At 64.9% G+C, this 16,099-nt stretch carries 14 protein-coding genes; 2 read left to right on the top strand and 12 right to left on the bottom strand.

Annotation, left to right across the window (positions count from 1 at the left end; genetic code table 11):
- Positions 1-24: 24 nt before the first annotated feature.
- Genes LB559_RS18670 through LB559_RS18645 form a run of 6 tightly spaced genes read right to left on the bottom strand, consistent with a single transcriptional unit; the run spans position 25 to position 7,167 of the window.
- Positions 25-486 carry a MarR family winged helix-turn-helix transcriptional regulator gene (locus LB559_RS18670; protein WP_013528454.1) on the bottom strand — a complete coding sequence of 154 codons (462 nt, stop codon included), beginning with the start codon at positions 484-486 and terminating at the stop codon, positions 25-27.
- Positions 483-1,067 carry an amino acid synthesis family protein gene (locus LB559_RS18665; RefSeq protein ID WP_224674701.1) on the bottom strand — a complete coding sequence of 195 codons (585 nt, stop codon included), beginning with the start codon at positions 1,065-1,067 and terminating at the stop codon, positions 483-485. The genes LB559_RS18670 and LB559_RS18665 overlap by 4 nt, the downstream gene beginning before the upstream one ends.
- Positions 1,060-1,944 carry a UPF0280 family protein gene (locus LB559_RS18660; RefSeq protein WP_224674700.1) on the bottom strand — a complete coding sequence of 295 codons (885 nt, stop codon included), beginning with the start codon at positions 1,942-1,944 and terminating at the stop codon, positions 1,060-1,062. Before LB559_RS18660 ends, LB559_RS18665 begins: the two co-directional genes overlap by 8 nt.
- Positions 1,944-3,485, bottom strand: a complete 1,542-nt coding sequence (locus LB559_RS18655) for a 6-hydroxynicotinate reductase (RefSeq protein WP_224674699.1) — start codon at positions 3,483-3,485, stop codon at positions 1,944-1,946. Before LB559_RS18655 ends, LB559_RS18660 begins: the two co-directional genes overlap by 1 nt.
- Positions 3,482-6,316, bottom strand: coding sequence for a molybdopterin-dependent oxidoreductase (locus tag LB559_RS18650; protein ID WP_224674698.1), 2,835 nt, complete (start codon positions 6,314-6,316; stop codon positions 3,482-3,484). The genes LB559_RS18655 and LB559_RS18650 overlap by 4 nt, the downstream gene beginning before the upstream one ends.
- Positions 6,313-7,167, bottom strand: coding sequence for an FAD binding domain-containing protein (locus LB559_RS18645; protein ID WP_027161092.1), 855 nt, complete (start codon positions 7,165-7,167; stop codon positions 6,313-6,315). Before LB559_RS18645 ends, LB559_RS18650 begins: the two co-directional genes overlap by 4 nt.
- Before the next feature lie 258 nt (positions 7,168-7,425).
- Here LB559_RS18645 and pncA point away from each other — a divergent pair, with 258 nt between their 5' ends.
- Both pncA and LB559_RS18635 read left to right on the top strand, forming a co-directional pair.
- The gene (gene pncA / locus LB559_RS18640) at positions 7,426-8,040 is read left to right on the top strand and encodes a bifunctional nicotinamidase/pyrazinamidase (protein WP_013528448.1); all 615 of its coding nucleotides are present in this window, start codon (positions 7,426-7,428) and stop codon (positions 8,038-8,040) included.
- A 27-nt stretch (positions 8,041-8,067) separates the two neighbouring features.
- Positions 8,068-9,486 carry a sodium:proton antiporter gene (locus LB559_RS18635; RefSeq protein WP_024502065.1) on the top strand — a complete coding sequence of 473 codons (1,419 nt, stop codon included), beginning with the start codon at positions 8,068-8,070 and terminating at the stop codon, positions 9,484-9,486.
- Here LB559_RS18635 and LB559_RS18630 read toward each other — a convergent pair whose 3' ends face one another.
- The 6 genes from LB559_RS18630 to LB559_RS18605 form a co-directional block, all read right to left on the bottom strand.
- Entirely contained in the window at positions 9,487-10,221 is a 735-nt protein-coding gene (locus LB559_RS18630; RefSeq protein WP_224674697.1) for an ABC transporter ATP-binding protein, read from the bottom strand.
- Positions 10,218-10,946, bottom strand: a complete 729-nt coding sequence (locus LB559_RS18625) for an ABC transporter ATP-binding protein (protein WP_024502063.1) — start codon at positions 10,944-10,946, stop codon at positions 10,218-10,220. Before LB559_RS18625 ends, LB559_RS18630 begins: the two co-directional genes overlap by 4 nt.
- On the bottom strand, positions 10,943-11,905 hold the full coding sequence (locus LB559_RS18620; protein ID WP_224674696.1) for a branched-chain amino acid ABC transporter permease: 963 nt from the start codon (positions 11,903-11,905) through the stop codon (positions 10,943-10,945). The genes LB559_RS18625 and LB559_RS18620 overlap by 4 nt, the downstream gene beginning before the upstream one ends.
- Positions 11,902-12,783 (bottom strand): branched-chain amino acid ABC transporter permease, encoded by an 882-nt coding sequence (locus LB559_RS18615; protein WP_013528443.1) that lies wholly within the window; start codon positions 12,781-12,783, stop codon positions 11,902-11,904. Before LB559_RS18615 ends, LB559_RS18620 begins: the two co-directional genes overlap by 4 nt.
- Before the next feature lie 218 nt (positions 12,784-13,001).
- The gene (locus LB559_RS18610; protein WP_224674695.1) at positions 13,002-14,306 is read right to left on the bottom strand and encodes an ABC transporter substrate-binding protein; all 1,305 of its coding nucleotides are present in this window, start codon (positions 14,304-14,306) and stop codon (positions 13,002-13,004) included.
- A gap of 151 nt (positions 14,307-14,457) precedes the next feature.
- On the bottom strand, positions 14,458-16,099 hold a 1,642-nt coding region (locus LB559_RS18605; RefSeq protein ID WP_411970084.1), incomplete at its 5' end, for a hypothetical protein.

Below are 16,099 nucleotides of genomic sequence, written 5' to 3'. Positions count from 1 at the left end.
TGCCTCCTTTGGCGCCCGGCGGGTCTAAGCCAGCTTCACCAGCAGCTTCATGAAGGTGGCGATCTCCTTGGCCGAGAGCGGCGCCAGCGTCTCCTTTGTGATCTCGCGCGCCAGCGGGATCAGGCGCTCGATGGCATCGCGGCCTGCCGCGGTCAGATTGACCAGCAGCCGTCTTTTGTCGACCTCGTGCCTGGAAAGCTCGACCAGGCCGCGCGCCTTCAGCCGGTCGATGACGCCCTTCACCGTCGCCGCATCCATCGCGATCAGCGTGCCGAGCTGGTTCTGCGAGGTCTCGCCGACGTCACGCAGCTTGGCCAACGCCGCGAATTGCGGCGGCGTCAGATCGCCGATATGCGCGGCAAAGATCGCGACATGGCGCTGATGCGCCTTGCGCAGGATGAAGCCGACCTGCTCCTGCAGGAGGTAATCCTGGTCGTCCGGCGCCTCGACCTCGACCAGCTTGAGCAGATTGTCCTCGCCGCTCACCGCAGCCCATCCCAGGCTTTGATGTCATCGGCCGCGAGGCCACCCATGCGATCGTGGATGCGCGGGCCACAAGTCATGGCGAGGCAGAACAGGATCTCGTCGGGGCGCGGACCATCGGACATGCCGACTTCCATGGCGTCGAAATGGCTGCGCACATAGGCGGCGTTGATGTGGCCGAGCGGCACGTCGAGCTTCGAACCGAAAGCGCCGACCTTCTTGGCCGACGGCACGATCGCCTTGGCGTCGCCGAGCCGCTCGCGCATGGCGTAGCCGCCGGGCACATGCCAGAGCGCGCCGTGTTCCAGCTCACCCGCCGCGCCGACAATGGCACCCTTGCCGTAGCCGTCGATCTGCTTGACGTCGCCGCCGAGCGCCGCGATCAGCCGGTCGGCGAGCAGCAGGCCGAGCGGCTTGAGATCGTCCATGGCGCTCTGCAGCTCCTCGACATAGCGCCCGGCGAACGGGTTCTTTACCAGCGCCATGGCGGCGGCACGGCGGCGCGGCACCTTGGCCACCGGCCCGCCCTCGTGAAAGATCTCTTCGGTCAGAACCGCGATCTTGCGGATCGGAAACTCAGGCATGGGCAACTTCCTCCCTCGAAGTTTCGTTGGGCGCGGCAAGCGCAACCGAGCCACTGATGCGGATCTCGCCGCCGAGAAACAGCGCCGACCCGGCAATAAGCCCCCGCCGGCGAAAATCTTCGGCGACGGCAAGGCCATTGTCCAGCGCGCGCGCCACTTCGCCAAAGGCAAGCGTGCCGACGCCTTGCGTCACCAGCCGCGAGCCGAGATCGCTGTCGGGCGACAGTTCGTGTGCGGAAATGCGCTTGATGGCGGGATTGCCGGGCAGGTCCACCGCGTTGGCGATGAGCGTCGCCGCCGCATCGGCTTCGGCGCCGGTCCGCGCCAGAACGGTGACGGCGTCGGCAATGCCAAGCGAGAAGGAGCGGCCACGCCAACCGCTGGTGGCGACGCCGCGAACGCCATCTTCCGCGCGGATCGTGATCCGGTCGGCCATGCCGCTGCCGGTACCGGCTACCGCCAGACCCATCGACTGGCCCTTGCCGATATGGAGCGCGCAGTCGCCGCCATTGTTGACATAGGCGCGCTCGATCTTGCGACCGGCAAGCAATGCGGCGAGCATTTCGTCGGCTACCGATCCCGCGACGGCCGCCATCGGAGTTATAAAGCATTCCGCCAGGGGCATGACGGCTGCCTCCATGCGGCGCGCCGTCGGGCCGGCGAAGGTGCGCGGCGCCAGGAAAAACGCCGGCAGCCGCAATTCGGGGAGTTCCTCGACCAGCTCCACCAGGATCGTCTGGAAGCGCGCTATGGCCTGTTCATAGGCTCGGCGGCATTCATCCGCCTCACCAAAAACCTCGACGATCAGGTCGATCGGCCCGTGGTTGAGATGCAGCCGCTTGCCCTCCTGCAGCCAATGCGCTTGCGGGCCTTGCATCACCCGGCTCCATTCGAGCCGGCACGACGTAGCTGCGCGAGTGGCGGCCATGGATTGTTGGCTTCGGCGCCTGTGCCGCGGCGCGGATTCAGGTACTCACCGCCTTTTGCGACAATATCCTCGACGCTGCGGATCTCCGCCTCGTACCCGCCGAGCCTGACATAGTCGTCGCGGCGCAGCGTGAATTCGATCGGCGCCACCAGCGCCGGTGTAGGCACATAGCCGAAGGCGCCTTCCGGCACCCGTGTGACATCGACCATCAGCGTGATGCCGCCGCCCGGCCAGACATAGACCGGCGCGCCGCCGACCGTGACATAGGTGGTCAGGCCCTGAACCGAGCGGGTGAGATTGACCGGGTTTTCGGTGACGCCGGCGCGCAGCGAACCGCCGGCGCCGCCGATGAACAGCACCGTGCACAAAGCCGGCTCGCAATTGTCCTCGATCAGGCCGACCGACTTTTGCAGCCGTTCCGGAAACGGTTTTTGCACCGGCTTCAACTCGTCGTCGAGCTCGTAATAGGCGAATTGCTCGCCGGTGGTCGAAACCATCAGCAGCGACAGGCCCGGCCGCGCACCCTTCTTGGCGTTCCACTCGCCAAGGATCGACAGCGGGTCTGAAATGCTGGTGCCGCCCCAGCCGAGGCCTGGCTCGGACACCTTGAAATAGCGGCCCGGCGTCGAACGGCGGCCGATGATCTTTATCCCTGTGTCCTGCCAGCCCAGCACCTTGCCGGCCTGATGCTCGGAAACGACGCCGGTGATGTGGTCGTCGACCACCACCACCTCGTCGACAAGGCCGCGCCATTGCGTGGCGAACATGCCGATGGTCGCCGAGCCGCAGCCGACGCGCATGCGATGTTCCTGCTTGCCGTCGATGACAGGCGCTTTGCCGGCTTCGACTGTTATGGCGGCGCCGCCGTCGATGGCGAGTTCCACCGGCTTGCGGTTGCACAGATTGAGCAGCGCGTCGCAGGTGGCGCGTCCTTCGGCCTTCGAGCCGCCGGTCAGATGATGCACGCCGCCCAGCGACAGCATCTGCGAGCCATACTCGCCCGTCGTGACATGGCCGATTGCCTCGCCTTGCGATCGCACAATAGCCGTCTCGGGTCCGATATGCCGGTCGGTGTCGATCTTCACCTTGACGCCGCAGTACGAAAAAATGCCTTCCGTGACGACGGTGACGAGATCGACGCCTTCGACTTCCTGGCTGACGATGAACGGCGCCGGCTTGTAGTCGGGATAGGTGGTGCCGGCGCCGATTGCGGTAACGAAGCGGCGGCCGGTGTTGACCAGTTCGCCGTCCCATTGTTCGCCCTCGGCGACGAACGGCACGATTGCCGCGCCGGTCTCGGCCGCATGGTCGAGGATGGTCAGCGGGTCCATCCGCACGATCCTGCCGCCGACATTGCCGTAGCGGTCGCAGGCGCCGGTGCGCCCATCTGATATGTAGCACATCACCGGGCAGGCATCGCAGCGGATCTTCTCCGCAACCAGCTTCTCGCCGGGATCATGGGTCTCGAAGCGTTCGGCAAGCTCGCTCATCGGCGTGCCTCCTTTTCGCGGATGCCATCTTTTTCGCGGATGCCAGCGCGGATACGCGTCGGCGTCGCCGGAACCTTGGTGATCAGAACGCCGGTGGCGTGGCGGATGGCGTTGAGGATTGCCGGCGCCGTCGGGATCAGCACATGCTCGCCCAAACCCTTGGCCCCAAAGGGTCCTTCCGGATCCGGAACTTCTATCAGGATGGTCTCGATCGGCGGCACGTCGCCAATGGTCGGGATGAGATAATCGTGCAGATTCTCGGTGCGGCCGGGGATGTACTCTTCCATCAGCGCCATGCCGATGCCTTGCGCGATACCGCCTTCGATCTGGCCTTCGGCCAGCAGCGGGTTGATCGCCTTGCCCACATCATGCGCGGCGGTGATCTTGATCAGCTTCACCGTGCCGAGCTTGAGATCGACCTCCAGTTCGGCAATCTGCGCGCCATAGCCGTAAACGGCGTAGGGTTTGCCCTGGCCCTTGGCATCGAGGGGCAGCGTCGGCGGGTCGTAGCTCTCCTCGGCGCGGAAGACGAAGCCCTCGGCATCCAGATCCAACGTCGTGAGATCAATGCGGCGGGTGGCTTCGCCTTCGCGGATGACGATCGCCGGGCCGTCGAGTTGGAGAGCGGCTTTTTCCGAAACATTGGCGAAACGCAGGATCTTTTCACGCAAGGCGCGGCTGGCCTTCTCGGCCGCCTTGCCGGTGACGAAGGTCTGGCGCGAGGCCGATGTCTTGCCGGCATCGGGAGTAATTGATGTATCGGCGCTCTTCAGCTGGAATCTCTCCAGCGGCAGGCCGAGCGCGTCGGCGCAGATCTGGGCGATGACCGTGTTCGAACCCTGGCCGATATCGACCGCGCCCTGGTGCAGGATGACCGTGCCGTCGGCCGCGATGCCGGCCCGAATGGTCGACGGATTGGGCAGCGAGGTGTTGCCGCAGCCATACCAGCAGGACGCGACGCCGACGCCGCGCTTTCTATCTGTGTTGGCACTGTTGAATGCCTCCGCATCGGCCGCCGCGCGCGCCCAATGCGGCCGCAGCGATTCGAGGCATTCGGCAATGCCGACGCCCGAGTCCAGAAGCTGTCCTGTGACCGTTTCGGAGCCGTTCCGAAGGCAGTTCTTCAAGCGAAAATCGAGCCTGTCCATGCCGAGCTTGCCGGCCAGCTCATCGTAGAGGGTCTCCTGCATGATCGTCGCTTGCGGCACGCCGAAGCCGCGGAAGGCGCCGGAGATCGGCCCATGCGTATGGATGGCGCGGCCTTCGGCGCGGTAGTTCGGCGTCGCGTAGGGTCCGGAGGCGTGCACCGGCACGCGGTTGGCCACGGTAGGGCCCCAGCTTGCATAGGCGCCGGTGTTGAAATCGCCTTCAAAAATCATGCCGGTGACAAGGCCGTCGGCATCGGCGCCGATGGTCGCCTTCATCTCGGCCGGATGGCGCTTGGTGGTCGACATCATCGATTCGGTGCGGGTGTAGGCAAGTGCCGCCGGCCGCCCTGTCTTCATCGCCACAAGGCCGATCAGCGGCTGCAGCGAGACGTCGAGCTTCGAGCCGAAACCGCCGCCGGTCGCGGTCGGCACGATGCGCACCTTTTCGACGGCAAGGCCGAGCACCTTCGCCGTCTCGTCGCGGTCCATATAGGGCGCCTGGGTGCAGGCGACGACGACCAGCGTGTCGCCGTCCACATAGGCATAGCCGGCTTCCGGTTCGATATAGGCGTGCTCGACATAGGAGGTGTCGATGACGCCGGAAACCGTGAAGGCTGCACCGGCAAGGGCCCCTTCCGGATCGCCGCGTTCGACGAAGCCGGAGGTCAGCAGGTTTGCCGGTCTGTTCTCATGGATGAGCTTGGCACCGCCGGCGCGCGCTTCGCAGGATTGGAGAACATGCGGCAATTCGGTCCAGCGGATCGGAAAATCCGAGAGGTCGATATCGAGCATCGCCTCGCGCTCGCCAGCGACCAACGCCACCGCCTCACCGCGAAGGCGGGCGAACCCTTCGGCCAGTGCCGGCTGGTCGGCGAAGGGGCCGATGACGCCGAAACAGTTTTTTCCCGGAATGTCGGCGGCGGTGAAGACGCCGGCGACACCGGGATGTGCCTTCGCCCAGCCATCGAGGTCACCGAAGGCGAAGCTGGCGTGGTAATGCGGAGAGCGGACCACCAGCACGGCCAGCGCATCGGCGGGGAAAGAATCGCCGCCGAATTTCTCAGCCCCGGTGACCTTCGGCACGCCGTCGAGCCGGATGGGCGAGGAACCGATCGCGTGGCCTGACCGGGGCAAGCGGAAATCCAGGCTTGCTGCCTGCAGGGAGGCATCCATCACTGCGGCAATGATCTTCCGGTAGCCGGTGCAGCGGCACAGAATTCCGCCGAGCGCGTCCTGTACCTCGACCTCGGTGGGGCTCGCCTTCTTCTCCAGCAACGCCGTCGCCGCGACCAGCAGCGCCGGCGTGCAGATCCCGCACTGCGCAGCGCCATGGGCGAGGAAAGAGGCCTGCAACGCCGACAGCCGGCCGTTGGCAAGCCCTTCCACGGTCGTCACCGATGCGCCGGCAGCGGACGCCGCCGACATCAGGCAGGCGCAGACGGGATCGCCGTCGACCAGCACCGTACAGGCGCCGCAATCGCCGGCATCGCAGCCGACCTTGGTGCCGGTCAGCCCCAGTTCGTCGCGCAGCACCAGGGACAGCCGGCGCAGCGGCGGCACATTGACCGATACGGCGCTGCCATTGACCTCGAAGGCGATGTCAACGCGCTCCGGGCCGCGAGCAGGCCGGACGGCGCCCAGGTCGGGCACTGCTTCACGCACGTCAGGTTGAACCTGGCTCATGCCGCCACCTCTTCGCCAGTCGTCCGCCCCACAGCCGCAAGCACGGCGCGGGCAACAATCTCGCGCACTGCATCGAGCCGGTATTCGGCGCTGCCGCGCACATCGGCGATCGGCGACAGTTCGCTCATCGGTGCGGACAGGACCGCATCGGCAAGCTCGCCATCCACCGGCAGCCCGCACAACGCGGCTTCGACGCCGGCCAGCCGCTTGGCCACCACCGAACAGGAGCCGGCCGCGACCGCCGCTTGCCGGACGGTGCCATTGTCGACGGCCAGACGTGCTGCCACCATGGCGATGGAAATGACGAGGTAGCGCCGGGCGCCGAGCTTGACGAAAGCCGACGTGCCGCTGGGCTTCGGCACGCGGATCGCCGTGACCATCTCACCGGGCAGCAGAGCCGTGCGGCGGTTGCCGAGAATGAAGTCCTGCAACGGCAGGTGCCGCGTCGCTGCCACCGAGCGCAGCTCGACCTCGGCATCGAGGACGAGCAGGGCCGGCACGCCGTCGGCGGCAGGCGAGGCGTTGCAGAGATTGCCGGCGACCGAGGCGACGTTCTGGATCTGCGCCGAGCCGACCTCTCGCGCCGCCTGCTTCAGAGCCTCGAAGGCCGGCGGCAAGGGATGGCGGACGATGTCGGTCCAGGTCGTGCGCGCGCCGATGACGAAATGGTCGCTCGTCTCGGCAATGCCGCACAGCGCCGCCAGGCCGTTAATGTCGAGAACATTGTCGCGGATCGGTTTGCTGCCCTGTGCCGGATAGAAATCGGTGCCGCCGGCAAGGATGCGCCAGGCGCCCTCGCCAAGCAAAGCGAGCGCTTCGTCGACCGAGGTGGGTTTCGCGTAACGGATCACGCTTTGCCTTCCCGAAAAGAGGCCTTCCAGAGCTGGTACTTCGAAAGATCCTTCCAGCACAGGGGTCGGAAAATTCATTCGTATGCAAATGATATCAAGCTGGCAGGATTTGTCAAAGCCGGAGTTTGCCGCGGCGCCGCCGGCACGCATTTGTTATGGCTTGAGAGGTTGACGCGGCCGGCCATCTGGTCAAGTTTCTGCGTCCGGTCGCGTCAGCGGCATTTTCCACTGGAGCCTGCATACGGAAGAGGAAAGCCCATGGCCGACGAAGCGCTTGTCGTCATCGACCTGCAGAACGATTTTTGTCCCGGCGGCGCGCTGGCGGTTGCCGGCGGCGACGAGATCGTGCCGCTGGTCAACGACCTGATCCGGCGAACCGACCATGTCGTGCTGACGCAGGACTGGCATCCCGCCGGTCACTCCAGCTTTGCTTCCAGCCATCCGGGCGCGCAGCCCTTCACCATGATCGAAATGCCGTACGGCCAGCAGACGCTGTGGCCGGACCACTGCATCCAGGGCAGCCTGGGCTCGGATTTCCATTCCGGCCTCGCCTGGACCAAGGCCGAGCTCGTCATTCGCAAGGGATTTCGGCCTGATATCGACAGCTACTCGGCCTTCTTCGAGAACGACCGCACGACCCAGACCGGCCTTGCCGGCTACCTCCGGGAGCGCGGCATCGACACGCTGACCCTGGTCGGGCTGGCGACCGATTTCTGCGTCGGCTTTTCGGCGCTGGATGCCGTCAGCCAGGGCTTCAAAACCACAGTGCGGCTGGATGCCTGCCGCGGCATCGATCTCAACGGTTCGCTCAATGCCATGCTGCAGCGCATGCGCGACGCCGGCGTGAGGCTCGAAGACCCTTTGTCGGACTGACGGATCGTGAGGCACAAGAGGGGCTTTTTGTGGGTCGCGACGAAAGCGGCAATCGTCGTGGCCGTGCTGTTTCCGGCACAGGCTTTCGGGGCGGAGGAACACGGCCTGCCCGGCGCTTCGATGTCGCTGTGGTGGGCGCTGCCCTTTGCCGGGCTGCTGTTGTCGATCGCCACTGGTCCGCTGCTGTTTCTTCATGTCTGGGAGCATCACTACGGCAAGATCGCGGCCCTTTGGGGCGCTCTGGTGATCCTGCCGCTGGCGGTTGCCTTCGGTGTCCCCACGGCGACCGAAGCGGTACTGCATGCGTTGCTCACCGAATACATGTCGTTCATCATCCTGCTGTTTGCGCTGTTCACCATTTCCGGCGGCATCCTCCTTGCCGGCAACATTCACGGTACGCCGCTGGTGAATGCCGGCCTGCTGCTGGTCGGCGCGCTGCTGGCCTCGGTGATCGGCACGACCGGTGCCTCGATGATCCTGATCCGGCCGATCATCCGCGCCAACGATAACAGGCCGTTCAACGCCCATGTCGTCATCTTCTTCATCTTCCTGGTGTCCAACATCGGCGGCTCGCTGACGCCGCTTGGCGATCCGCCGCTGTTCGTCGGCTTCCTGCGCGGCGTCGACTTCTTCTGGACGACGACGAACCTCTGGCGCGAGACGCTGTTCGTCGGCGGTGTCGTGCTGGGCGTTTTTCTGGTGATCGACATCATCCTGCACCGGCGCGAGGCTGGCGCGCCGAAGATCAAGGACCCGACACCGGATACCAAGGTGCGCCTGCGCGGCCTGGCCAACCTTCCGCTGCTGGCGGGGGTGATCGGCGCCATCCTGCTATCGGCGGCTTGGAAGCCGGGCGTCAGCTTCTCCGTGTTCGGCGTCAGCCTGGAACTGCAGAATCTGGTGCGCGACGCCATGATCCTGGCGCTCGCCCTCGTTTCGCTTGTCATTTCGCGCAAGGAATACCGCGAGGCCAATGGCTTCAACTGGGGTCCGATAGCAGAGGTGGCCAAATTGTTTGCCGGCATCTTCATCTGCATCGTGCCGGTCATCGCCATCCTCAGGGCAGGCCATGAGGGTGCGCTGGCGCCGCTGGTGTCGCTTGTGAGTTCTTCCTCCGGCCAGCCCAACGATCTCGCCTATTTCTGGCTGACCGGGGCGCTGTCATCCTTCCTCGACAATGCGCCGACTTATCTGGTGTTCTTCGAGCTTGCCGGCGGTGACCCCCGGCACCTGATGACGGAGTTCGCTTCGACGCTTGCCGCGATCTCGGCCGGCGCGGTGTTCATGGGCGCCAACACCTATATCGGCAATGCGCCGAATTTCATGGTCTACGCCATCGCCCGACATCGCGGCGTGAAGATGCCGGGCTTTTTCGGCTATATGGCATGGTCGGGCCTGGTGCTGATCCCGACATTTTTGGTAGCGGGTTTTCTGTTCTTCGGCTGATCAACCCACGCCGACATAACGGCGCACCGCTGACGGATCGGCGCGCAGTTCTTGGACATCGACTGTCTCGCGGTTGCGGCCGTTTTCGACGAAGGCAACGCGGTCGGCGACAGAAAGCACTGCATCGACCCGTTGTTCGACCAGGATGGTCGACACGCCCATGTCACGCAGCGTCGACACCGTCTCGCGGATCTTGGCGATCATCGACGGCATCAGCCCTTCGGTCGGCTCGTCGAGCAATAGCACCTGCGGTTCGAGGCAGAGTGCACGCGCCATCGCCAGCATCTGCTGTTCGCCGCCGGACAGTGTGCCGGAACGCTGCCGCAGCCGCTGGCGCAGCAATGGAAAGAGGTCGAGCACGTTTTCACGCGTCGCCTTGCCTTTGCCGCGCGCCATCAGGCCGATCTCGATGTTTTCCGCCACCGTCATTTCGGCGAACAGTCGCCTTCCCTGCGGCACATAGGCGACGCCGGCCTTGGGCACCTCATGCGCCGGCAGGCCGGTCAACTCCTTGCCATCGAGTCTGATCGAGCCGGCGCTCGAGGGGACCAGCCCCATGATGGCCTTGAGTGTCGTCGTCTTGCCGGCGCCATTGCGGCCGAACAGGCACAGCACCTCGCCTTTGTTCAGCACCAGGTCGAGGCCATAGAGCACCTGGACCTCGCCATAGAAGCAGTCGAGCCTCGAGATGGTGAGCGCTTGAGACTTCGGCTCGGCCTTGTTTGTCTCGGTCATGGGGCGGTCCCCAGATAGGCTTCCTGCACCGCCGCGTTTTCGCGGATCGCTTCGGGCGTGCCTTCGGCGAGGATCTTGCCGGCATTGAAGACCGTGATGCGGTCGGCCAGCTGCATGACGACCGGCATGTTGTGCTCGATCAGAAGCACGGTGGCGTTCTTGGCGATCTCGCGCACCAGGGTGACGAAATTGTCGATCTCGCTGTCGGCCAGCCCTTGCGTCGGCTCGTCGAGGATCAGCAGGCGCGGCTTCAGCGCCAGGCCCATCGCCACTTCCAGCAGGCGCTGATGGCCGTAGGACAACTGCCCGGCCGGCATGTGGGCGCGATCGGCCAGGCCGGTGCGTTCGAGTGCGGTCATGACAGCGGCCTGTATCGCGCTCCTGGAATGGCTGCCATGCCGCAGCGTCAGTTGCGCGGGCAGCGCGACGTTGGCGTAGACGGACAGGTTGGCATAGACGCTGGTGAGCTGGAAGGTGTAGGCGATCCCCCTGCGGACCCTGACATAGGCAGGCAGATTGGTGATGTCGGCGCCGTCGAAGACGATCATGCCGGCAGACGGCTGGATGCGGCCGCTGACCAGGCTGACGAAGGTGGTCTTTCCCGCTCCATTGGGGCCGATCACGGCGCGGATTTCGCCCGGCATCAAGGAGAAATCCACACGGTCGACGGCACGCAGGCCGCCGAAGTCGCGAGAAAGGCCCTTGGTGGTCAAAAGCGGCATCATGGCAGCCACCCGAGCCAGCGCTGCCTAATGCTGCCCAGAATGCCTTTGGGGAAGAACAGCACAAGCAGGATCAGCGCGATGCCGACGATCAGCAGATAGGCGGAGGTGTAGCCGCTGGTGATATCGATGACATAGTACATGAACAGCGTGCCGATCAGCGGCCCGAGCGTTGTTGCAGCACCGCCCAGCAGCACCCACAGCAGCGGCAGGATCGAATATTGCACCGACGCGAAGCTCGATCCGACATAGCCGAACAGCAGCGCATAGGCGGCACCCGAGGCCGCGCAGATGATGCCGGAGATGACGACGGCGGCGAGCTTGTTCGAAAACGTGTCGTATCCGAGCATCTTCGTGCGCTCCTCATTTTCGCGGATGGCGACCAGCACGCGGCCATAGCGGGAGCGGACGATGCCCAATGTGACGAGCAGCACGATGGAAAACAGCGCCAGCGCTGTCATGTAGCGAACGGTCGGATTGGTGAGCTCGAGCGATGTCGCGCCGAAGCTGAGCACACGGGCCGGCTGCGGCACGACCATGCCCTGGTCGCCGCCGGTCCACGTCGCGAAGTAGAGGATGAGGAGGTAGAACACTTGCGCGAACATCATGGTGACGATCATGAAGGCGACGCCCGTGGTGCGCAGCGCCAGCAGGCCGATCACGAGTGACACAACAACACCACAGGCAAGCCCGGCGGCGAACGCCGCTGGTACGCTCCAGCCGAGCTGGATGACGGCAAGGCCGGCGCCATAGAGCCCGGCGGCAAAGAACATGGCATGGCCGAGGCTGAGCAGGCCGACATAGCCGAACAGCATGTTGTAGCCCATGGCGAACACCGCCAGCACCATGATGCGGGCGAGCAGGCCGTGATAGTATTCCGGCAGAAGGAAGCTCAGCACGAAAAGCAGCCCGACGACGCCGAGATGCAGGGCATAGGCTTTTACCGGCGAAGCTTCGCTCATCGCGACCTCGTCCCGAACAAGCCTTGCGGACGGAACACCAGCACCATGGCGACCAGCAGCGTGGCGATGATCTTGGCCAGCGTCGGCGAGAAGAACATCGAGATGATGCCGTCGGAGAGACCGATCAGCACGGCGGCGACGACCGTGCCGCGCAGCGAGCCGAGGCCGCCGATGATGACGACGATGAAGGAGAGCAGCAGCGGGTCCTGCCCCATCAGGTAATGCGCCTGGCTGATCGGCACGATCAGCACCGCGGCAATGGCCGCCAGCATGGCGCCAAGCGCGAAGACGCCGCCATAGACGCGGCCGACGGGAATGCCGAAGGCCTGCGCCGTCTCGCTGTCATACTGCGTGGCGCGCATGACGAGGCCGATCCTGGTGCGCGTCAGCACCAGCCATGTCGCGGTGAGCAGCAGCGCGGAGGCGGCGATGACAGACAGTTTGTAGCCGGAGTAGCCGAACCACGGCAAAAGGATGCGGTAGCTGAACGGCGGCTCCACCGGTCGCGCCTCCGGACCGTAGAAGGTCAGCGCCAGCTGCTGGATGATGTAGAGCATGCCGATGGTGGCGACGATGGTGGCTTCCGGATTGTAGTTGAGCCGGCGCAGCACCAGCCGTTCGGCGACCAGCGCAATGGCGCCGACGATCAGCGGCGCAATCACAAGTGCGGCCAGGAAGCCGAGCGCGGGATGGCCGCCAATGGCTGTGGTGATCGCCCAGGCGAGCACGGCGCCCAGCATGAAGAACTCGCCATGCGCGACATTGACCACCCGCATGACGCCGAACACCAAGGACAGGCCGAGCGCGGTCAGCGCCAGCACGGCTGAGGTGACGAGGCCTTCGAGGGCGGCGAGGAGGAGGTGGGGTCCGAAGTGCATCGGCTAGACACCAGCGGATGCGCGAGGCACCCCCCTCTGCCCTGCCGGGCATCTCCCCCTCAAGGGGGGAGATCGGCTGACATCGCGGTTTTCGCCAATCTCTGCCGTAGCAAGACCGGGCGAAACGTCAAAACTGCCAATCTCCCCCCATGAGGGGGAGATGTCCGGCAGGACAGAGGGGGGCGGCTTGGCGCTCACGCTGATTGGCGCAGCTAAACCTACAGCGCCTGCGTCGTGTAATCCCCTTCGGCCTCGTAAAGTCCGTCCTCGATCTTGGTCTTGTGCACGACCTTGAGCTTGCCGCCTTCGATCTTGGAGATGTTCTGGATGCCAAAGCACTGGTGGATCTTGCCGTTGAAGGTCTTCGGTCCCTGCGGATGTTCCGGACCTTCGGCGAATTCGGTCAGCGCCTCGGTCGCCTCGATCAGCTTGGCGCGGTCTTCCGGTCCCTTGTAGCCGGCGTCCTCCATCGCCTTCTTGACGACGTAGAGCGTTTCCCAGCAGCCGAACATGTGGGCTGCGGTGGAGACGTCCTTGGGGTCGCCGACGGCGGCGCCATTGTCGTCGATGCCGACAGCAGCGCGATAGGCCTTCTGCGCCTCGGAATCATCGGCCTGCGCATAGCGCGGCGAGCCTTCCCAGAAATGGCTGCCATCGAGGAATTCGAGGCCGGGGCTGTTGATGTCGGTGGCTTCGAGCGAATCGATGAAGCCGAACAATTGCGGCCGGTTGGAGCCGTAAAACTCACCAAGCTCCTTGACGAAGGTGAGCACGGCCGGGCCGACCATGACGTGGTAGATCACCTCGGTCTCGGCCGGGATCTGCGGAAAATACTTGGTGAAGGACGATTCCGTCGGCGGGATGGCGATCTGCGCGATGACCTCGCCGCCTTGCGCCTTCAGCGCCGGCGGCAGGTAGTCGCGGTGGTCGTAGCCGAAGGCGAAATCCGGGAAGATCTGCGTCACCTTCTTGCCGGCGTTAGCCGCGATCCACGGCGCCATCGACTGGATCTGACTCTTCACGTCGGTGATGCCGGGCTGGAAGACATAGCGGTTCAGCTTGGTCGAGGCGACGTGATGGCCTTCGCTGACGACGAAATAGGGCATCTTGTTTTCGCCGGCGGCGGGCGCCGAGCCGATGACGACATGCGAGAACAGCGTGCCGAAGACGATGTCGGTTTTGTGCTGGGTGGCGAACTTGCCGACCACCTCGGCGCCACGGCCGGGATCGGTGCCGTCATCCTCGATGATCACCTCGACCTGACGGGCATTGATGCCGCCGGCGGCATTGATCGCCTTGACCGCGGCAGCCGTGGTCTTTTCGTACCAGCGGCCATAGGCAGCGCCGATGCCGGTGCGGTGCGACTGGAAGCCGATCTTGATCGGCGCCGAACTCTGCGCCTGGGAATAGCGGACGAAGCCAGGGGCAAGGCCGAGGCCGGCGCCTGCGGCCAGACCTTTCAGTGCGGTGCGGCGGGTGAGCGTGGATCTGGAGAGATCGAAAAACCCATTCTTGTCAGTCACGGCAGTTCCCCTGTTTTTTGAGTTTTGACCAATGGCTGTAGCGCGGCAGGCCGCCTTATCGGAGGGCCGAAATCGCATGTGTACAAACTAAATCACCAAAGCCCCGACGTGGCAAGCGGGCTTTCCCCGAAGGCATGCTGGTCGCCTTTTCTCATCCGACAGTCGGCGTGGCAAGCAACCAGAGGCCGAAGACGGTGTAGGCGATCATCAGCAAGGTAAGCGGGAACTGGCTGAGGGCCGCGCGGGAGGGCTGTGGGTGCAGGCGCCAGGCGAAGCCGTGAGCGACGAGGACGGCGAGCACATGGCCCAGGATGATGGCGCCGGCCTGGATATTCCACAGCCACCACGCAGAGTCCGCCCCCGCAACGATGCCGGCCTCGATCTGCATATCGGCGGTGCCGAACAGGTTCCAGCCCATCGCGAACGGATCGGAAAGTGCCGCAAGCGCATATTGGCCGTCGACGAGCAGCGCCGTCAGATAATGCGCAATGTGATAGGCAAGCGCGATCGGCACGATCGACCACACCAGCTGACCGGCCGCCTGGTTAAGAATGTGATCGCTGCCGGCAAGACGTTGGCCGAGCCAGGCGGCAAGCAGGAACACCGCCGCCAGCAGCGCGAATGTCAGGATCAGCCCGAAAGTGCCGCTGCCGATCAGCGCCGTGCGGCCGGGAAATTCGAGCGGGTTGATGCCGAACAGGCCGAGCCAGAAGAAGGTTTTCGACAGGCCGTCGAAGGACACCGACGACAGGGCGAGCAGCAGGAAAGCCATGCCGCTGGCCGGCAAGGGCTCCGCGGCCAGCAGCTTGGCGCCCGGCCAGCACAGGGCAAGCCGGCCATGTTCGTTCCGTACCACAATTGCGAAACGCGCCACCATGGAGAAGAAGACCGTCAGGAATTCGCCGCTGCGGCTCCAGCCGCGATAGCCGAACGCCAGTATGGCGAGGAAAGAGAACAGCCAGTAGAGGCCGGCGGCCACGGCCAGACGCGCCGGATCGTCGGGCGCCGGATCGATGAGTTCGAACCAGGCAAAGGCGAAGAACAAGATGGCCGCAGGCCAGCAGCCGACCCATCGGGGCAGGCGCCATGTCCCGGTCCCGAACAGGCGCGAGGCGATACGCCATGGTCCATACCAGGGGTTCAGCCATGACCAGAGATCGCCGAAGAGGCCTTGCAACAGCGTGACGCCGGCCCACAAAAGGGTCCAGATCACCAAAGGCAGCGGGTTTGAAAGCGGGTCGCGGCTGCCGAAAAGGCCGGCGGCGATGAGAATTGCAAAGCCGGCAAAGGATATCAGGCTGATGGCGGCGCGGGCGCTGTCGCCGAAGGTGAACAGCGGCAGGCGTCGGCGCCAGAAGCGGTCAAGCGAAGCCGCCGGCAGCAGCGCCAGGACGAGGAAGCTGATCGCCACGGCGAAAGCGCCTCCAACCAGATAGTAGCCGGTCGGCAACAGCAGGACGTGGCCCCGGTCGGAGGCGTGTGCGCAGGCGGGGGCGGGCAATACGAGCGATACGGCTGTAAGCAACAATGCCAACGATAGATGACGGCACCCTGCGGCGCCCCCCTCTGTCCTGCCGGACCCGGCCCTTCGCCGTCGCTCCGGGCGTTCGTCGTTCGGAAAGCCAAGCAATTGGCTTTCCGTCCGCTGCGCGGACCACTCCTCACCCCCCGCAAGGGGGGAGATTGGCAGTTCGCTCGATCGGCGCTTTTCGTTGGGCGTCGAAAATTGGCGAAAGCGGAGATGACGTCCAATCTCCCCCCTTGAGGGGGAGATGTCCGGCAGGACAGAGGGG

It is taken from the genome of Mesorhizobium sp. BR1-1-3, from assembly GCF_020165455.1.
GTDB classification, from domain to species: Bacteria; Pseudomonadota; Alphaproteobacteria; order Rhizobiales; family Rhizobiaceae; genus Mesorhizobium; species Mesorhizobium ciceri.
Note: the sequence above shows the minus strand (reverse complement) of the source record. Positions and strands in the feature narration are given on the sequence as shown.